We start from the raw sequence: 15,203 nt of genomic DNA on the forward strand, positions 1-15,203 counted from the left end.
ACTAAAATAAAGTAAGAAGGCACTTTAAGGTTTCCAATGAACCAAAAAGTGCATAAGGAGGACCTTAAATGAAAACATCATCTCCAGCTAAAAGCGTTCAACCCGACATTTCGATATCTGAATGCTCTTACAGTAGAGTACTTGAAATCATTGCAAACAAATGGTCAGCACTGGTCATTTATGCATTGGAAGACGGTATTATTCGATACGGAGATATTAGCAGACGGATTGATGGAATTTCCAAAAAAATGCTAACGCAAACCTTGCGGCAATTGGAACGTGACGGCTTGGTTCAGCGAGATATGACTCCGTCTGTTCCACCAATCGTTGAGTATTCGCTTACCAAGTTGGGAGAGTCTTTGCTCGAGCCACTGAGTGCCTTGAAGCAGTGGACAAGAACAAATTATTCTCTTGTTGAATTGGCTAGATCATCATTTGATCAAGCTAGCGAAAAGGAATAATACAAAACAAAAAAACACCAACTAAGCGTTGGTGTCCTTAGGAGTGATTTTCACCCGCAGCTTTGGAGTTCAGAGCGCCAATTGTTACGTCGCCAAAAAGAATATCAGGCTGATTAATAAGAGCCCTGCAAATAGCTGCTCTTTGTAGCTGGCCATCTGAAACCTGCGTAATATCACGATCAGCTAACTCTCCTATTCCTGTTCTCTTCATTAACTAAGCTAATAAATGATTAAACTTAAACCAACTTAATATCCAAGCGATTATAAGAAAACTTACGATCAACATATGCAGCCCCCCGCTCTAGAAAAATAATTTGTATTGTTAGATTTAGCATAAAAGCTTACAATCTGCAATCATCACAGTATGGAATAAGAAAGGAACAAAATAATGTCTCATATGGCTCCTCAAAATCAGGAATTAAAAATACTGTGTCCAGTAGATTGCGGAAACGCGCCTAGAAAATCGATTCTTAAATCATTTAATATTGCTTTTGCTCAAAAGGATATGCCTTTTATAAAGGATCAAATTACAGATGATGTGCAATGGAACATTGTCGGTTCATTTCCCGCTATACACGGAAAAAATGAATTTCTCGAAGCACTCACTCAAATGAACATAAGCAAGACCATCGAATTACAAATTACAAATATCGTCACACACGGAAACACGGCAGCAACGAATGGAGTTATAAAACTTGAGAACGACAAAAGTTATGCTTTTTGTACTATGTATGTGTTTAGCAGCGCCTCCAAACAAGCAAAAATAAAAGAAATGACCTCATATGTAATTGAAGTATCATAAACTCTAAGAGAAACTTTCCAACGGCTTCACAAGTTTTCTCCAGTTCTCAGGTAATCCATTATCATGATCAGCATAAATGACCTGTACATATTGATTAAGATTAATAACTTGGTCTTTGAACAGCAGCTCATGTATTTCAGAAGCTTTCACAGGAACAGTGTTATTCCGTTTTTTCTGGAAATCATCTAAAGAAAGAAACATCTCTAAACTTTTCTTATACTTGCAGCTCTTTGGAAACCTTGGTGAACTCCCCGAATCGTATTTGGACAATTTAACGGCCGAATAATGATCCATCAATAATGGAAATGCTTCGAACTGTAAAATAACAAATGCTTCATCCGGTTCTCTTCGTTTGTATGTATCCAACATTTTGCGACAATCCTTTAATGTGGGCCAAAAGAACACATGTTGATCAAGATAAGCCCGAAATTGTTCATGTGTACAATTCGCATCCATCATACTCTCAACAATCCTTAGATGCGCATTAATGACAACCGTATCTTCGAAATATTTAACTTCTTTGACCTCTGATCGCCGCTCGCCGATATGAAATGGATAAAGATGTTTGCTCGACCAAAGTGCATTATGATGTACGATCGCAGGCAAGTTCCTTACTCGTGTAAAATGGTAAAGGCTTTTCCTGCCTTTTGATTTTGTTATCGCTGAAACGATCGCTTTCTTATCCACTATGCCCTCTCCTTCTGCCCATATGATTTCACGAATCCGATTGAATCATTCCCATCATTAGAGTAAGAACATAGATACAAAAAAAAGGTTGCCGATGGCGACCTTTTTTAAGAACCAAATTTATTATGAAAATCAATTGATTAATATCGAATTTTTAGCTAGTTATACTTTCATCCGCTGCAAACGAAGTGCATTTAACACAACGGATACGGAGCTAAGTGCCATAGCAGCGCCAGCGACCCATGGGGCTAACAATCCGATTGCTGCAATAGGAATACCCAACGAGTTGTAAGCCAGCGCCCAAAATAGATTTTGTCTAATATTGCCCATCGTTTTACGGCTCATAAAGATGGCATCAGGGATGCTATTCAGATCACCGCGCATTAGTGTAATATCAGCAGCCTCCATCGCAACATCTGTACCTGTACCAATAGCCATTCCAATGTCCGCCATTGCTAAGGCCGGTGCATCATTTATCCCATCACCAACCATCGCTACTTTTTTGCCTTGTGCTTGTAATTTTTTCACTTCTTCAGCTTTACCTTCTGGAAGTACTTCTGCCAGCACATGATCAATGCCAACTTGCCGTGCGATAGCTTGGGCAGTTCGTTCATTGTCACCAGTAATCATAACGACTTGAATCCCCATTTGCTTCAAACGAGAAACGGCTTCTTTCGAAGTCTCCTTAATGGTGTCAGCAACAGCTACCATGCCTGCATATTGGCCATCAATCGCGAACAACATCGTTGTTTTTCCTGCTTGCTCTAGGTTGAACATTTGTTCAAAAGCATGCTCTGCTTGAATATTATATTTCCCCATCAGCTTCCGAGTTCCGGCTAAAATCTCTTTGCCATCCACAATTGCCCGAATGCCATACCCAGGAATCGCTTCAAATTCATCAGCGTTTGGAAGCTCAATGTCTTTAGCCAATATGCCGGATACAATTGCTTCCGCAAGCGGATGCTCTGAATTTTTCTCAGCAGCGCCGACGAGACGCAAGAAAGCATCTTCATCCATCGACTCCACAAATACATCCGTTAATTCGGGTTTGCCTTTAGTCACCGTTCCCGTTTTATCCAAAATAATTGCATCAATTTTATGCGTTGATTCGAGATGCTCGCCGCCTTTAAAGAGAACTCCGAGCTCTGCAGCACGACCAGAACCTGCCATAATCGACGTAGGTGTTGCAAGACCGAGAGCACACGGACAAGCGATGACAAGTATCGCGATCGCAATCTCTAAAGCATTAGCGAAATCGCCAGGACTTATCCAGAAGTACCATACAACAAAAGCTGCAAGTGCGATTCCAACAACGATCGGTACAAAGATACCTGAGATAACATCAGCAACACGCTGTATTGGTGCTTTTGAACCCTGCGCTTCTTCTACAACTTTGATAATTTGTGCTAAAGCCGTTTCTTTGCCGACCTTTGTTGCTTTCACTTTCAACCGACCATTTTTGTTAATCGTCGCTCCGATTACATGGTCGCCAATTTTTTTATCCACTGGAATGCTTTCACCAGTCAGCATAGACTCATCCACCGCTGAAGTACCTTCGATGACTTCACCATCCACCGGAACCTTCTCACCCGGTTTTACCAGCACAAAGTCTCCAGTAAGCACTTCCTCGACAGGAATCGTTAGCTCTTGACCATCACGAACGACTAACGCAGTCTTGGCTTGCAATCCCATTAGTGTCTTGATTGCTTCAGAAGTACGCCCTTTCGCCAAACCTTCAAATAATTTACCGAGAATAACGAGTGTAATTAAAACTGCGCTTGTTTCATAATACATGGATGGACTGTGGTGCATATTTCCAGACATCGTTGCCCAATCTATTGTCAGGTATAGGCTATAAAAGTAAGCAGCTGACGTGCCTAGAGCTACCAGAACATCCATATTGGCACTTTTGTTGCGTAGTGCTTTGTAGGCTCCAACATAAAAATGTTTTCCGACATAAAATTGAACCGGAGTGGCAAGTGCAAGCTGAAACCAAGGATTCATAAAAATCTTTGGCATCCAAATCCATGATGTAAATGAAAAATGAGTCACCATGGACCAAAGCAGCGGCAGCGACAAGATGGCAGATATGAGAAGCTTGCGCTTTTGTTGTTTAATTTCTTTTTGACGATGCTCTGCCGGATCGCCAACTTCTTGTTTTGGCACTGCTTTGTAACCGAGTTTCTCGACTCGTTTTTGCATATCTGACAAAGTTACATCTGAAGGATTGAATTCTACATGAGCAGTTTCTATTGCGAAATTAACGGTAGCATTCGTGATACCAGGCAGTTTATTCAATGCTTTCTCGATTTTAAGTGCACAAGCTGCGCAAGTCATCCCAACTAGCTGCAAATCAACGCTTTCTTTAGCAGTGCTGTACCCAAGCTTCTGTATGCTTTGTTCCATATTTGCAATGTTTGTTTTGCTTGGATCATAAATAACGGTAGCGCGTTCCATTGCAAAATTTACATTCGCTTCCGAAACACCTTCAAGCTTATTTAATCCTTTCTCAATCCTATTCGCGCAAGCTGCACAAGTCATCCCAATAATTTGCAGGGAAATTTGTTTCGTATCTGAGCTAGTCGCTTCCATGATGATCACCTCTTTTTTTCTCGATTAATGAACTTCATATCCTTGTTCTTCTATGGTTTCCTTGATCGTTTCAAGTGTTAGATTACTTTCGTCGAACACAACTTGAACCGATTCACTCGCCAGATCCACTTTTCCTTGTGTACCTATCGTCTTTAAAGCTCCTTCGATGGAATTAACACAGTGATTACAAGACATTCCTTCAACATTTAATGTTACATTTTTCATTGTTCATATCTCCTTTATGTGAATCATTTATTTTTATCTTCATATTGAAAATACAATGTTTAAGAAGTTTACTGCTCTTTCTCATAAACACACTATACCCCCCTACCGTATATTGTGTCAATCATTTTATCTATTTTCTTTCTATATTGTGTCATTGAACATTTGCTTACTCCATCTGAAACAGAGAAATTTGCATAAAATGCATAGTATGTTATCGCGTTCGATTATTTCATTTAAAAGTTAAACTGGAAGAAATTAATAAAACGCTTCTAATCTAAGCACCATGATGGTAATGCCAAACCCTGGCTGCTTTAAACCTTTTGCAATATCCTCTTCGATGGCTTCCATTTGTTCACGATAACATCATGAGCTGATGGCTTAGGCGCCTGCGGTGTCATCCAAAATAAAATAGCAGTCATGAAACCTACCTTACCGTCCGCTGCGACGATTTCTGGATTGCTAAGAAGCACATTTTTGTCTCCATAAATAATAGAGCTGAACAAGCCGTAGTTGAAATTCCAACTCAACATGATCGGTCCACGTCCATAATAACGTTTGCCCGTTACGCCCGGATAGAGAGCACTGCTTGCTTCATCCACGAAAGCGGATTCATTTACACCCGTTCTTCCAGCAATATTTTCATTCCAGAACAGTCCCCACTTCAGTTCACCGCCAGGTGCTGTAGCCCAGCCTCCGCCAGTCTCATGTGCAAGATTGGCAAGAAATGCAGCAAGCTCACGCTTACGATCTTTCTTAGAACCCTCCTTGAGGAATGTGCCAAAATCGATGACAACCGTTTTTAAATTGTCTGGCGAATTAAACTCGGCCGAACGGGAGGGCAATGTCTCGATTCTAGCATCCTTATCCAATCTATGTATTTCCTGAGCGCTGTTGTCTCCTTTGCGTGTGCTAACCTTTAACTTAAGATTTGACACCTCAGTTACAGCAGCGATCAAATGATCATAAGAGAAATAATCCGATTGGTCTTCTTTAAAATACTCCTTGCCTTTAGCTACTTTATACCATTCAGGAGAACCTAAGCGGTTTGGAAACAGTTCTTCGTATATTTTTTGAGGAAGAACTGCTTTAACCGCGTCTACAGCTTTTTCAGGCATATATTCTAGATCAATTCCATCCCATGCCCTTTCAATCTCCTTTAACGATAAAAAATGGTTTTCACCAATCGCAAGTGTGCTTCCTATGTAAGTAATAGCATTATGAATCGATTGTTAATAGTTCTTACCTCCTGTACGAAAATGATTTCGTTGATTATTTATGATGATTATTTTAATTCAGCTCGATTTTTCAAGTATTCTGTCAGATTAAATCTTTGTCATGGATAAAAAAGTTGGCTTCAGGAAACATTAATCGACGAAAGCGATCAAAGATTTTTTACATGCAATTCATAAAAAAACAAACGAATTTAAAAACAATAGTTGGAGGTTCTTATGACTTACCTGTATAGCTTCGCGCTTTTATTTGGAGGATTATTTGTAGTTAATTTTATTTTTTCTTATCAAGGGAAACATATTGAGCCCCAATTTTGGTCAACTTTAAAGTTTCAAATGCTAATGTTACCCTTCTTTTTAATGGCTAATTTATCTATTGGTTATGGTGTAAAGTATGGTCTCAAATCTTCCGGGAATCTTAGCTTTACTTTAGTAGCCGCTAAGTGTTTGGAAATTTTGATTTCGTTAATTATGGGGTACTTGTTTCTAAAAGAATTCCCCAATTGGAAAAACTGGGTTGGCTTAGTGATTATCGTTATTGGGCTGTTCCTTGTTAAACAAAAGTAGCCACTTCCATAAAAAAGAAAAATTTATGACTTCAATAACAGGAAAATGGGGTTTTCTGTCGAATTGTAATGACGTCTATGGAAGAGGAGGAGATTTTCATCAAACAATTTATGATCGGGCAATACGGAGGATTCGATGACCGTAAATATGAAAAGGATTTTAGAGATAGTTTTTACGGCATTGAAGCATGTTTGTTCCATACCCATGAAGATTATTTAAAGCTTGTTGAAGAAGCAAAAAAAAGAGGGTTTCATATCGGAGTACATTTTCCTATGCGAGCTAATGCTTCAAGACTAAGAGATGCATTAATTTTATCCTTAGATGATAAGATTAGAACTGACGCATTCAACAATATCGAAGTAGAGCTGAATTATTTAGCAACAGCCCCACTTGATTATATTTTGTTCCATTATCCTAAACCAGTCCTATTGGATGACAGCGTCAACTGGGATACATGGAAATTTACGAATAGTACGGAATACATTTTAGAAAGCAATTATTGTTTTGAGCAATTTGTTGAAAAAAGCGAATACCTTTTCAACTGGCTTACGGAAAAAAGCGAGCAATATCATTTCACCCCATTACTGGAGTTTGACGCACTAAATAAGTATATCTATGATACGGATTTCTTGGAAAATTTGCTTATAAAGTACCCGAAAATTAAGCTGTGCCTGGATACGGCAAGACTATTTCATCAAGAGAGTATAGATCCTTCGTTAGATGCAAGAAAAATATTTAGAAAGTATACGAAATATGCTGCTTCGATTCATTTGTCAAACATGCAAATTAACGATACCATTCAAAATAGACATCATCCGGCACTCCCCGAACTCAGTCCCGATGAGGGATGGGCACCGATAGAAGATTATTTGAACATTATTAGAGAAGAAAATAATAAAGTAAGGATCATGTTCGAGCACAGGTCTGATCGTATTAGCGAACAACAATTAGAAAGCTGTTATTTATGGGTAGACAGCATTCTCAATAAATAAGATTCACCTATAAGCTGCCATACTAATTAGAGGCAGCTTTTTCATTTCCTTATGGAATGACATATGTACGCAAATTGAAAACCTGACTAGAAGCCATCGTTATTTTCAGCATCTGCCGTGAAATTTCTTCCTCGGTTTGCCGCATGCCATTTTGCAGCCAGTATTTATATATTCCTATAGCCCCTCCAACAATCCAGTTCACAAGCAGGTCCGATTCAATTTCCGGATTCTGCTGCCCCATCCGGCGTACTAATTGAAGCAAAGATTCAAACATTTGATCATGAAGTCGATCCGAGAAGTTAAGAACGCCATTTCCAAGCAGCATGATGCTATAGAAATCGGAATGTTTTTTTATATGACCAACGGATAGCCTGATCGTCTTCATATATTCAATGGACGGTCGCTTTGACGCTGAAAATTCTGTAACGCCTTCAATAATATCGGCGTATTCAGTTAGCACGTCTTCAATAAGCTCCATAAGGAGCTCATCTTTCGTTGAGAAATGATCATAGTAGGTCACGCGGTTTACACCCGCTATTTCTGTAACTTCTTTAATTTTTATTTGGTTATAGCTTTTGACAGCCATCAGTGATAACAGCGCTTCTTTGAGAAATGTACGGGTGCGGACACCACGTACATCTAAGGTATTGTACACTTTTGTCATTTGCTCAGCCCCTCGTTCATTCACATGCTTGTTGAACTAATTTATACCTTAAACGACATTTTGACTCGAAATGTCATAGTAATAATCACTTAACTTGTTATCCTAAGTATATACGACAGGACGTCGTCAAATAAAGAAAGAACCAATCTGCCTAGTCGAGAGGATGATACAAATGAAATTACAAGGAAAAACAGCCGTAATCACAGGCGCAGCGTCAGGTATGGGCAAGGAAATGGCATTATTATTCGCACAAGAAGGTGCTCAAGTAGTTGTAGCCGATATTAATGAAGCGGCAGTAACTTCTGTTGTTGAGGAAATTAATTCATCTGGTGGACAAGCCAAAGGCGTAGTTACAAACGTTACAAAGGAAGAAGACGTTGCTCGAATGATTGACACTGCAGTAAATGATTTTGGCAAACTTGATATATTAGTAAATAATGCAGGTATTATGGATCAAATGCTGCCTGCAGAATCCGTTACAGATGAAATGTGGAACAGAGTAATGGACATTAACGTGACTGGTCCTATGAGAGCTATTCGCAAAGCTATTCCCCTCATGACGAAGCAAGGCCATGGCGTCATTATTAACACAGCCTCTGTCGGCGGTCTATTTGGTTCACGCGCAGGCATTGCTTACACGGCTTCCAAGCATGCTGTTGTTGGCATTACCAAAAATGTAGGGTTCCAATATGGCAAGCTCGGCATTCGATGTAATGCTATCGCGCCTGGCGCTGTTGCTACAAACATTGGTGCAGGTATGACACATGCTGATCCATTTGGTATCGAACAAGCTATGGCTGGTATGTCCTTACAACGCGGAGAAGCGGCAGATCCGAAACAAATTGCGAGCGTTGCTTTATTTCTAGCTTCAGATGATTCTAGCTTTATCAACGGCACTGTAGTTACCGCGGATGGCGGTTGGTCAGCATACTAAAACACTTAATGAACAGCAAAGGAGCCATCACTTGTGATGGCTCCTTATTTTGTTATTAACGATAGATATGAAGATTACGAAATTATGTTTACTCTAGTACACCTTAGTTAAACCCAGGAAAATCAGATAAATCGGATAGTCGGATAAAAAATAGTACAAATGATAAAACACCTACGAGGATGATCGGGAAAGTTTGTTTGAAAGAATCTTTTACACGTACATGAGTTAATGTACCTCCGATAGCTGTAATGCCAAGCAATAACGCGCCAGCTGCTGCCCAGCTGTGCTCCCAGTATCCAATAATTAAAGCAATGGCAGCGATTAATTCAACAACACCCGTTACAACTCGGAACCATTGCGGCAATCCCCATTGTTTAAAGCCGTCAATGTGCATCTTCGACCCCGATACTTTACCGAATCCCGCCATCAAAAACATCAAACCTAATAGTCCCTGCAATACCAACGCTAATATTTCCATTGTAGACTCTCCTTTTTTCTCGGTTAATGCAACCTATGAAGGCACATTATAAAACAGACTATTCTTTTCAAATATTTTATGCTTACTGTTGTTATTTCCGATTTAGGTCATACCCCCATAATCTTCAAAGTTAACTGTGCTTGTAATAAGCACATATAATACAAAAATAAAAGTGCAGTTTTAACTGCAACTCATTTAAGCACATTATAATTCGTTTCAAAACGTTTGACTAGTACTTTGTTGAAAAAATTAAACGACAAAAAAATCTACACGCTCCATCACATCATTAATAGTATACTGACGAAGGTAATCAATCGTTTTTTGCTCAGCTTCAAACAGAATTTTTTCCAGCTCTACGTCCAGTTTATGGCCTGTTTCTCCACAATTACCATCACCTTCTGGTTCAGCTGTACATGTATTTACTGCCGCGTAAATGTCGCCTAATGTAATTTCATTCGCTGTTTTTCTTAAAATATATCCGCCTTCTCTACCGCCCTTTGACTCCACAATGCCGGCTGCCGCTAATGCTTGCATAACTCTTCTCATAAAAGTTGCATGCGAATTCACCTGATTTGCAATCATCGCACTTGATAAGATGCTGCCGCTCTGCGCTAACCAGACAATGGAATGAACCGCTATTTTAAATCTAGGAGGTCCGATATTAACTCCACGATTTGCAGTACTCATATCAATCACTCCTTCAGCCACTTATGTGGCTTAAACATCATATTATGAATTGTATTTCTATTAAGCACATTATAAAGTAATGCATTTTCATGTTCAAGTTTGTCACCCCCAAGACAGTCATACTTCTTTTTCGCTTCTGTCTAACTTATAACTAGGCTTATGACATGATTCATTTAGCTAGGTAACAAACACCCAATCAACAAATACCCATCCAGCATAAATTACACAGTACACAGAACGTAAGGAGGTGCATTGAAAAATGTCTGGTCACGTTGGTGGAGCTTTCTCGAGCTTAGGGATCATCTTAGTCCTCTTTATTCTCTTGGTGATTATCGCTTGCAGTTGCGGATTTGGCGGAGTTGGCGGATACGGTGGATATGGTGGAGTTGGCGGAGTTGGCACTGGTCATGGTAAAGGATACTAAAAAGAAGGTCTAACCCGTATCGGTGCGAGTATATAGACGTTTATATTATCCACAAGGACCATTTCGTGGGCCTTGTGGTCTTCCTTTTTTCCATTACATAAATCAATAATAATAAGGAATTAATTCCATTTTATTAGTCTGCTGTAGCCTTTTATCATGTACAATAAAAGAAATACCGATCAACTATTTTTAACTTTCTTAATTCCTTCATTTAATCGCGAATACACAAATAAGGGGCTGATCCTTGTGGTATTGTTTGTTATCCTATTTGTCATCATTGCATTCCTTAATATCTTCTTCCCTAAGTTCGGTTGGTACATGAGATACGGCTGGATGGTTAAAGGAAATTCAGAACCTAGCGATGCTTACATACTAATGAGCCGGATAAGCAGTATCATCATTCTTATTGTTTTTCTATTTGTCATCCTGCCTAATCTTTTCTAAAATAACATCTTAAATTTTCAAAAAAAATTTGATTCCAGACCATCTAATGATACAATTGGAATGAAAATATTGGAGCAATAATGAGCCAATAATCATGAAGGAGTGAATAAAATGGCAGTTGATGTTTATTTGAATTTCAATGGGAATTGTCGTGAAGCGGTCGAATATTATGTGCAAGTGTTTGGGGCTGAAATTACAAATTTCACTACTTTCAGCGATATTCCACCAAACCCAGAATATCCCCTTCCTGAGGAAGCAAAAAACTTAGTCATGCACGCTCGCTTAAACATTTTAGGCAGCAATGTTATGTTTTCTGATGTATTCCCTGGAATGCCCTTTATTGAAGGAAACAATATAAGCCTTTCGATCGTCAGCAAAGATAAAGATGAAGTAACATCACTATTTCATAAGCTGAAGGAAAACGGTACGGTTCTAATGGAACTCCAAGAAACGTTCTGGAGCAAATGCTACGGCCAAGTAAAGGACAAGCTTGGCATCTTGTGGCAACTGAACGTTGAAGATGAGGCAGCTAACGGTTAACAAACATTAAGGTTAAAAAGGATCGGGGTCTATTCTTTTCATAAGAATAGTACCCTATCCTTTTTTTTCGTTCTAACACTGTACTTATTTTAATGCTTTTGCCATCGCATCAAGCTTCATAATTGTTTTCCAGTTTCGAGCTGTAGCTGGCAGTAAATTTTGAAATTTTTTGGGCAGCTTGGAATCAAGAATACTGTTTCGATAAAGCACATAAATTTCTTTGCCGCTTATGTAATATTCATCATTGCCTAGGTCTACATCAGGCAAATTATTAATTTGTTCTTGTGTAGGCGCCTCTTTTAATAAAGTGAGATGTATACTCTGACCTTCGGTCAACTCAGCCGCATTGAATGGTGATTTATCAATAATGCTTACAAGTTCATCCGACGTCCTCAGTATTACAGCGATATTAAATCCAAACACTTCACTAATCTGCTTCTCAATTGTCTCTTCTAGTTTGTTTGCATTCTCGTTTGATTCGAAAATGACATTCCCGCTGTTAATATACGTCTGCACACGTGCAAAGCCAAGCTCCTCAAACATTCGTTTAAGCTCAGCCATTTTTATCATATTATTGCCGCCAACATTAATTCCTCGTAAAAGCGCAAAATAAATGCTCATCTACAAACATCCTTTCTTTCAACTGCTGATGTTATTTGACATTTATAGTATAACTGATTTCACCATATATCAAGTACGCCATTATTCGTCAAACAATCCTATAAATCGTTCCTACCGTTTGACATACTTTTCTGATAAAATCGTATATTCTTGTCTTGTTCTTATGCGAGCATACACGCTAATATGACAATTATTTTTATAAAGAAAGAGGAGATGAACCATGTTGATCAAAAAGAAAAATGATATTGCATTTATTTTAGAAAACTTCAAGCAACTCGCCCAGTGGGATGCAACCGGTCAAAAATTTTATTTTGTATTCGCAGATCGCAAACGTGGAGGACAGTGGACTCTAATGAATAACTGTGAGGATCGATTCAGCGTACATGGATTAGGTGAAGATTACATGGATGAGCAGGAGCATTTCTTTGATGAGTCAAGCCAAATTCACTCATTCTTATGGGAAAATCGTGCTGCTTTTAATGCCGCCTTAAAACCTGCCACGATGTGCAGCTAGACGTAGATTAACATAAATAACACAAAACACACCTTTTTAAGCGTGTGTTTTGTGTATTGATTCTATAGATTATTTCTTAAAGCTCAGCCGCTGCTGAAGCAGCGCAGCAAGCTCCCCCGCATCATCCCATATCATTGGCCTAATGGACTCCGGCTGAACGCACAGCTCCTCCTCCTGTGTGCTATTCATCGTCCACACGACCTCAACATTTGCGCCAAGCGCATACCCAGCTGCAAAATAAACCTCCGGTGAATGGCTTGTAATATCCGCAATGATAAGCTTGCTTTCAGCTAGCTTCGTTATGGAATGATTTTCATTGCCGCTTGTATCTGATTGTTGAAACATAAACGGCAAATAACCAAACTGCTCTAATTTCGGAAATACATGCTCAAACCATTCCGCTCGCAATGGCTGATTGTCTGGGAGCAGCACACCGCAGGTTTTCAACTTCCTTCCCCCTGCTCTTGCTGCTGCTTCGTTCCATCCCTTCTCCGTAAGCTTAAAAGTAATCCCTTCTCTAACAATCAATTGAGCTTCCCTTAGTTTCTCCACAATGTACACGAGCTCTTGCAGGTTTGGAGAATAAGTTAAATTAAAATTTTGCGAAAGCGGCTGAATGACGATCGGTTGTCCAGGATCATCGGAATGACGATATAAATATTGAAGAAGCCGTGCTTCTTTATCTTCAATTGTAAGCGGAATATGTGGTGCTTTCTCAATCGTTTCCAAGTCATCAATTGTAAGAGTAATCTTTTCACCACAATCTAATTGTTCTCTAATGTACCCCGATATAATGGGAAAACGTTTATTTTTTATAGGATAGGACAATGAGTTAATAGCAAGGTAACTATCTCTTAATAAACTGTAATAACTTCCCGGTGCGCAGTTGCAGCCCAAATAGCGCTCATACTCACCTTTTTGTTCGATGGGTACGATCTCAGAACAGAACAAGCAGCGTTTCTTTTCCATGATCATATAACCTCCCTGTTTACATATCTTTCGCATATCTTATATGAATTCAGGGGCATAACGTCATTAATATTTATTAATATGGCTGGTAATATTTTCTGATCATCCATTTCACTGCTTTGCCTATACTAATCTACATGTCTATTTCCGCACTTATTCTGCTTGCGTTCTGCGCATCGTTCAGAACGATCTTCCGAGTAATTAGCTTGTTCACGATTTCGAATCATGCGGTATAATGCCTCAGTTTCCCCATTCCAACATTCAATTTCACGATAGATGTCCACAAGTGGTGGCGGCGATTCTTTTTCATATGACCACTCACTAAATATTTCGGTTTCTCGCCTGTCTATTCGATATTTATGATCACCTTCTGATAAAGAATACGAGTAGCTGCTAATTTTCACAATAACATGAAGAATCAACGCAGAAATAAGCATAACCATTCCGGATTTCACATTATCCGTCAAGCATAGCACCAGAATGGAGAACAAAATTGCGGGAAAAATAAAAAGAAGCGAAAAAAGATGAACGATCAGCTTCAAAAATAAAGTCCCTGCATTATGCATCGCATGCTCCTTTGAACGAATTTTTGCTCGTTATAGGATATGCGGCAACAGGTTATCCTTATTTTCAAAACAATTTACCACCTTGAATAAGAAAAACTGCTGTAATCAATTACAGCAGCTTAGTGAAACCAATTATACGTTTACCAGTCCGAGCCCCAAGCAGATTCGTAACCTTTATTAATGGAATGCTGTGGGACTGATTTGGATTGCGTTTCTTTAAAAGCATAATCTGTTCCCATGTAGTTGGCAAAATGCTTACTCTCTTGTCTTCGTATACGTCTTGCCTCTTTCCTATCTGGTGCAGTAGAGAACAATAGCCGCTCTTCATCTGATTCGGCTAATACGCCAGGCACTACTGTTGGTTTATCGTCATCACCTAATGCAACAAACGTCAGGAATGAGGTAGCGCACACCTTGCGACCGCCTGTAAGCAAATCCTCCGTCACTACTCGGACAAACACCTCCATAGACGTTTTATGTGACCAAGTAACGAAAGCTGATAAGCTTACTGCATCGCCTTTTCTTACTGGATGAAGAAAATCGACGGAGTCCGTTGAAGCCGTAACGACGGGACGACGAGCATGCTTCGTTGCGGCTATCGTAGCTACATCATCTATATATGCCATAAGCTTTCCACCAAAAATCGTTCCGTGATGATTGGTATCTGGCGGCAGAACAATCGATTCCTTAATGGTTAGTGATGCTGATGCTGGTCTTGATGATAAAGGGACAACTAATTTTTCTAATACGTTCATGGTAACACCTTTTTTCTTCATAAAATTTTTCGATAACGCTAAGTTTACACCC

General features: G+C 39.3%; 20 protein-coding genes and 1 pseudogene. 9 read left to right on the forward strand and 12 right to left on the reverse strand.

The window, feature by feature from the left end; translation table 11 throughout:
- Nucleotides 1–68 precede the first annotated feature (68 nt).
- Complete coding sequence (locus tag AC1DOV_RS05520) at nucleotides 69–461, forward strand: winged helix-turn-helix transcriptional regulator (RefSeq protein ID WP_477549381.1); 393 nt, start codon at nucleotides 69–71, stop codon at nucleotides 459–461.
- Nucleotides 462–510: 49 nt separating this feature from the next.
- Here the strand turns inward: AC1DOV_RS05520 and AC1DOV_RS05525 are convergent.
- Nucleotides 511–675 (reverse strand): annotated as a pseudogene (locus AC1DOV_RS05525) (ATP-binding cassette domain-containing protein); the annotation flags it as partial.
- A gap of 174 nt (nucleotides 676–849) precedes the next feature.
- Between AC1DOV_RS05525 and AC1DOV_RS05530 the strand changes: the two are divergent.
- Nucleotides 850–1,263, forward strand: a complete 414-nt coding sequence (locus AC1DOV_RS05530; RefSeq protein WP_477549382.1) for a nuclear transport factor 2 family protein — start codon at nucleotides 850–852, stop codon at nucleotides 1,261–1,263.
- 3 nt (nucleotides 1,264–1,266) lie between these two features.
- Here AC1DOV_RS05530 and AC1DOV_RS05535 read toward each other — a convergent pair whose 3' ends face one another.
- The 4 genes from AC1DOV_RS05535 to AC1DOV_RS05550 form a co-directional block, all read right to left on the reverse strand.
- On the reverse strand, nucleotides 1,267–1,950 hold the full coding sequence (locus tag AC1DOV_RS05535) for a DUF7002 family protein (protein ID WP_477549383.1): 684 nt from the start codon (nucleotides 1,948–1,950) through the stop codon (nucleotides 1,267–1,269).
- Between the two features lie 162 nt (nucleotides 1,951–2,112).
- Nucleotides 2,113–4,542: a heavy metal translocating P-type ATPase gene (locus AC1DOV_RS05540; protein WP_477549384.1), complete on the reverse strand. Its 2,430-nt coding sequence runs from the start codon at nucleotides 4,540–4,542 to the stop codon at nucleotides 2,113–2,115.
- 24 nt (nucleotides 4,543–4,566) lie between these two features.
- Nucleotides 4,567–4,767: a copper ion binding protein gene (locus AC1DOV_RS05545; protein WP_477549385.1), complete on the reverse strand. Its 201-nt coding sequence runs from the start codon at nucleotides 4,765–4,767 to the stop codon at nucleotides 4,567–4,569.
- A gap of 311 nt (nucleotides 4,768–5,078) precedes the next feature.
- On the reverse strand, nucleotides 5,079–5,882 hold the full coding sequence (locus AC1DOV_RS05550) for a chitinase (RefSeq protein WP_477549386.1): 804 nt from the start codon (nucleotides 5,880–5,882) through the stop codon (nucleotides 5,079–5,081).
- A gap of 333 nt (nucleotides 5,883–6,215) precedes the next feature.
- Here AC1DOV_RS05550 and AC1DOV_RS05555 point away from each other — a divergent pair, with 333 nt between their 5' ends.
- Together AC1DOV_RS05555 and AC1DOV_RS05560 are read left to right on the forward strand one after the other, a co-directional pair.
- Nucleotides 6,216–6,563 carry an EamA family transporter gene (locus tag AC1DOV_RS05555; protein WP_477549387.1) on the forward strand — a complete coding sequence of 116 codons (348 nt, stop codon included), beginning with the start codon at nucleotides 6,216–6,218 and terminating at the stop codon, nucleotides 6,561–6,563.
- Nucleotides 6,564–6,640: 77 nt separating this feature from the next.
- Complete coding sequence (locus AC1DOV_RS05560) at nucleotides 6,641–7,555, forward strand: apurinic/apyrimidinic endonuclease family protein (protein WP_477549388.1); 915 nt, start codon at nucleotides 6,641–6,643, stop codon at nucleotides 7,553–7,555.
- A 49-nt stretch (nucleotides 7,556–7,604) separates the two neighbouring features.
- On the opposite strand, the gene AC1DOV_RS05565 is transcribed toward AC1DOV_RS05560, so the two are convergent.
- The gene (locus AC1DOV_RS05565; protein WP_477549389.1) at nucleotides 7,605–8,219 is read right to left on the reverse strand and encodes a TetR/AcrR family transcriptional regulator; all 615 of its coding nucleotides are present in this window, start codon (nucleotides 8,217–8,219) and stop codon (nucleotides 7,605–7,607) included.
- 172 nt (nucleotides 8,220–8,391) lie between these two features.
- Between AC1DOV_RS05565 and AC1DOV_RS05570 the strand changes: the two genes are divergently transcribed.
- On the forward strand, nucleotides 8,392–9,153 hold the full coding sequence (locus AC1DOV_RS05570; RefSeq protein ID WP_430058767.1) for an SDR family oxidoreductase: 762 nt from the start codon (nucleotides 8,392–8,394) through the stop codon (nucleotides 9,151–9,153).
- A gap of 103 nt (nucleotides 9,154–9,256) precedes the next feature.
- Here the strand turns inward: AC1DOV_RS05570 and AC1DOV_RS05575 are convergent, their stop codons facing one another.
- Nucleotides 9,257–9,631, reverse strand: coding sequence for a DoxX family protein (locus tag AC1DOV_RS05575; RefSeq protein ID WP_477549390.1), 375 nt, complete (start codon nucleotides 9,629–9,631; stop codon nucleotides 9,257–9,259).
- Nucleotides 9,632–9,880: 249 nt separating this feature from the next.
- A complete protein-coding gene (locus AC1DOV_RS05580; RefSeq protein ID WP_441875475.1) occupies nucleotides 9,881–10,318 on the reverse strand; it encodes an RrF2 family transcriptional regulator in 438 nt (145 codons plus the stop codon).
- A 259-nt stretch (nucleotides 10,319–10,577) separates the two neighbouring features.
- On the opposite strand from AC1DOV_RS05580, the gene AC1DOV_RS05585 reads away from it, so the two are divergent.
- The 3 genes from AC1DOV_RS05585 to AC1DOV_RS05595 all read left to right on the forward strand — a co-directional run bounded on the left by AC1DOV_RS05585 (nucleotide 10,578) and on the right by AC1DOV_RS05595 (nucleotide 11,726).
- Nucleotides 10,578–10,742 carry a hypothetical protein gene (locus tag AC1DOV_RS05585; RefSeq protein WP_441875472.1) on the forward strand — a complete coding sequence of 55 codons (165 nt, stop codon included), beginning with the start codon at nucleotides 10,578–10,580 and terminating at the stop codon, nucleotides 10,740–10,742.
- A gap of 246 nt (nucleotides 10,743–10,988) precedes the next feature.
- On the forward strand, nucleotides 10,989–11,186 hold the full coding sequence (locus AC1DOV_RS05590) for a DUF6199 family natural product biosynthesis protein (protein WP_477549391.1): 198 nt from the start codon (nucleotides 10,989–10,991) through the stop codon (nucleotides 11,184–11,186).
- 111 nt (nucleotides 11,187–11,297) lie between these two features.
- Nucleotides 11,298–11,726 carry a VOC family protein gene (locus AC1DOV_RS05595; RefSeq protein WP_477549392.1) on the forward strand — a complete coding sequence of 143 codons (429 nt, stop codon included), beginning with the start codon at nucleotides 11,298–11,300 and terminating at the stop codon, nucleotides 11,724–11,726.
- Nucleotides 11,727–11,810: 84 nt separating this feature from the next.
- On the opposite strand, the gene AC1DOV_RS05600 is transcribed toward AC1DOV_RS05595, so the two are convergent.
- Nucleotides 11,811–12,347, reverse strand: a complete 537-nt coding sequence (locus tag AC1DOV_RS05600) for a DUF1697 domain-containing protein (protein ID WP_430058754.1) — start codon at nucleotides 12,345–12,347, stop codon at nucleotides 11,811–11,813.
- Nucleotides 12,348–12,567: 220 nt separating this feature from the next.
- Here AC1DOV_RS05600 and AC1DOV_RS05605 point away from each other — a divergent pair, with 220 nt between their 5' ends.
- A complete protein-coding gene (locus AC1DOV_RS05605) occupies nucleotides 12,568–12,861 on the forward strand; it encodes a hypothetical protein (RefSeq protein WP_477549393.1) in 294 nt (97 codons plus the stop codon).
- A 69-nt stretch (nucleotides 12,862–12,930) separates the two neighbouring features.
- Here AC1DOV_RS05605 and AC1DOV_RS05610 read toward each other — a convergent pair whose 3' ends face one another.
- The 3 genes from AC1DOV_RS05610 to AC1DOV_RS05620 form a co-directional block, all read right to left on the reverse strand.
- Nucleotides 12,931–13,830 (reverse strand): hypothetical protein, encoded by a 900-nt coding sequence (locus tag AC1DOV_RS05610; RefSeq protein WP_477549394.1) that lies wholly within the window; start codon nucleotides 13,828–13,830, stop codon nucleotides 12,931–12,933.
- A 128-nt stretch (nucleotides 13,831–13,958) separates the two neighbouring features.
- The gene (locus AC1DOV_RS05615) at nucleotides 13,959–14,396 is read right to left on the reverse strand and encodes a hypothetical protein (protein ID WP_477549395.1); all 438 of its coding nucleotides are present in this window, start codon (nucleotides 14,394–14,396) and stop codon (nucleotides 13,959–13,961) included.
- A 140-nt stretch (nucleotides 14,397–14,536) separates the two neighbouring features.
- Nucleotides 14,537–15,151, reverse strand: coding sequence for an acyl-CoA thioesterase (locus AC1DOV_RS05620; protein ID WP_441875593.1), 615 nt, complete (start codon nucleotides 15,149–15,151; stop codon nucleotides 14,537–14,539).
- Between the last annotated feature and the right edge of the window lie 52 nt (nucleotides 15,152–15,203).

The sequence above is a fragment of the Paenibacillus sp. 01T47 genome (genome assembly GCF_056398245.1).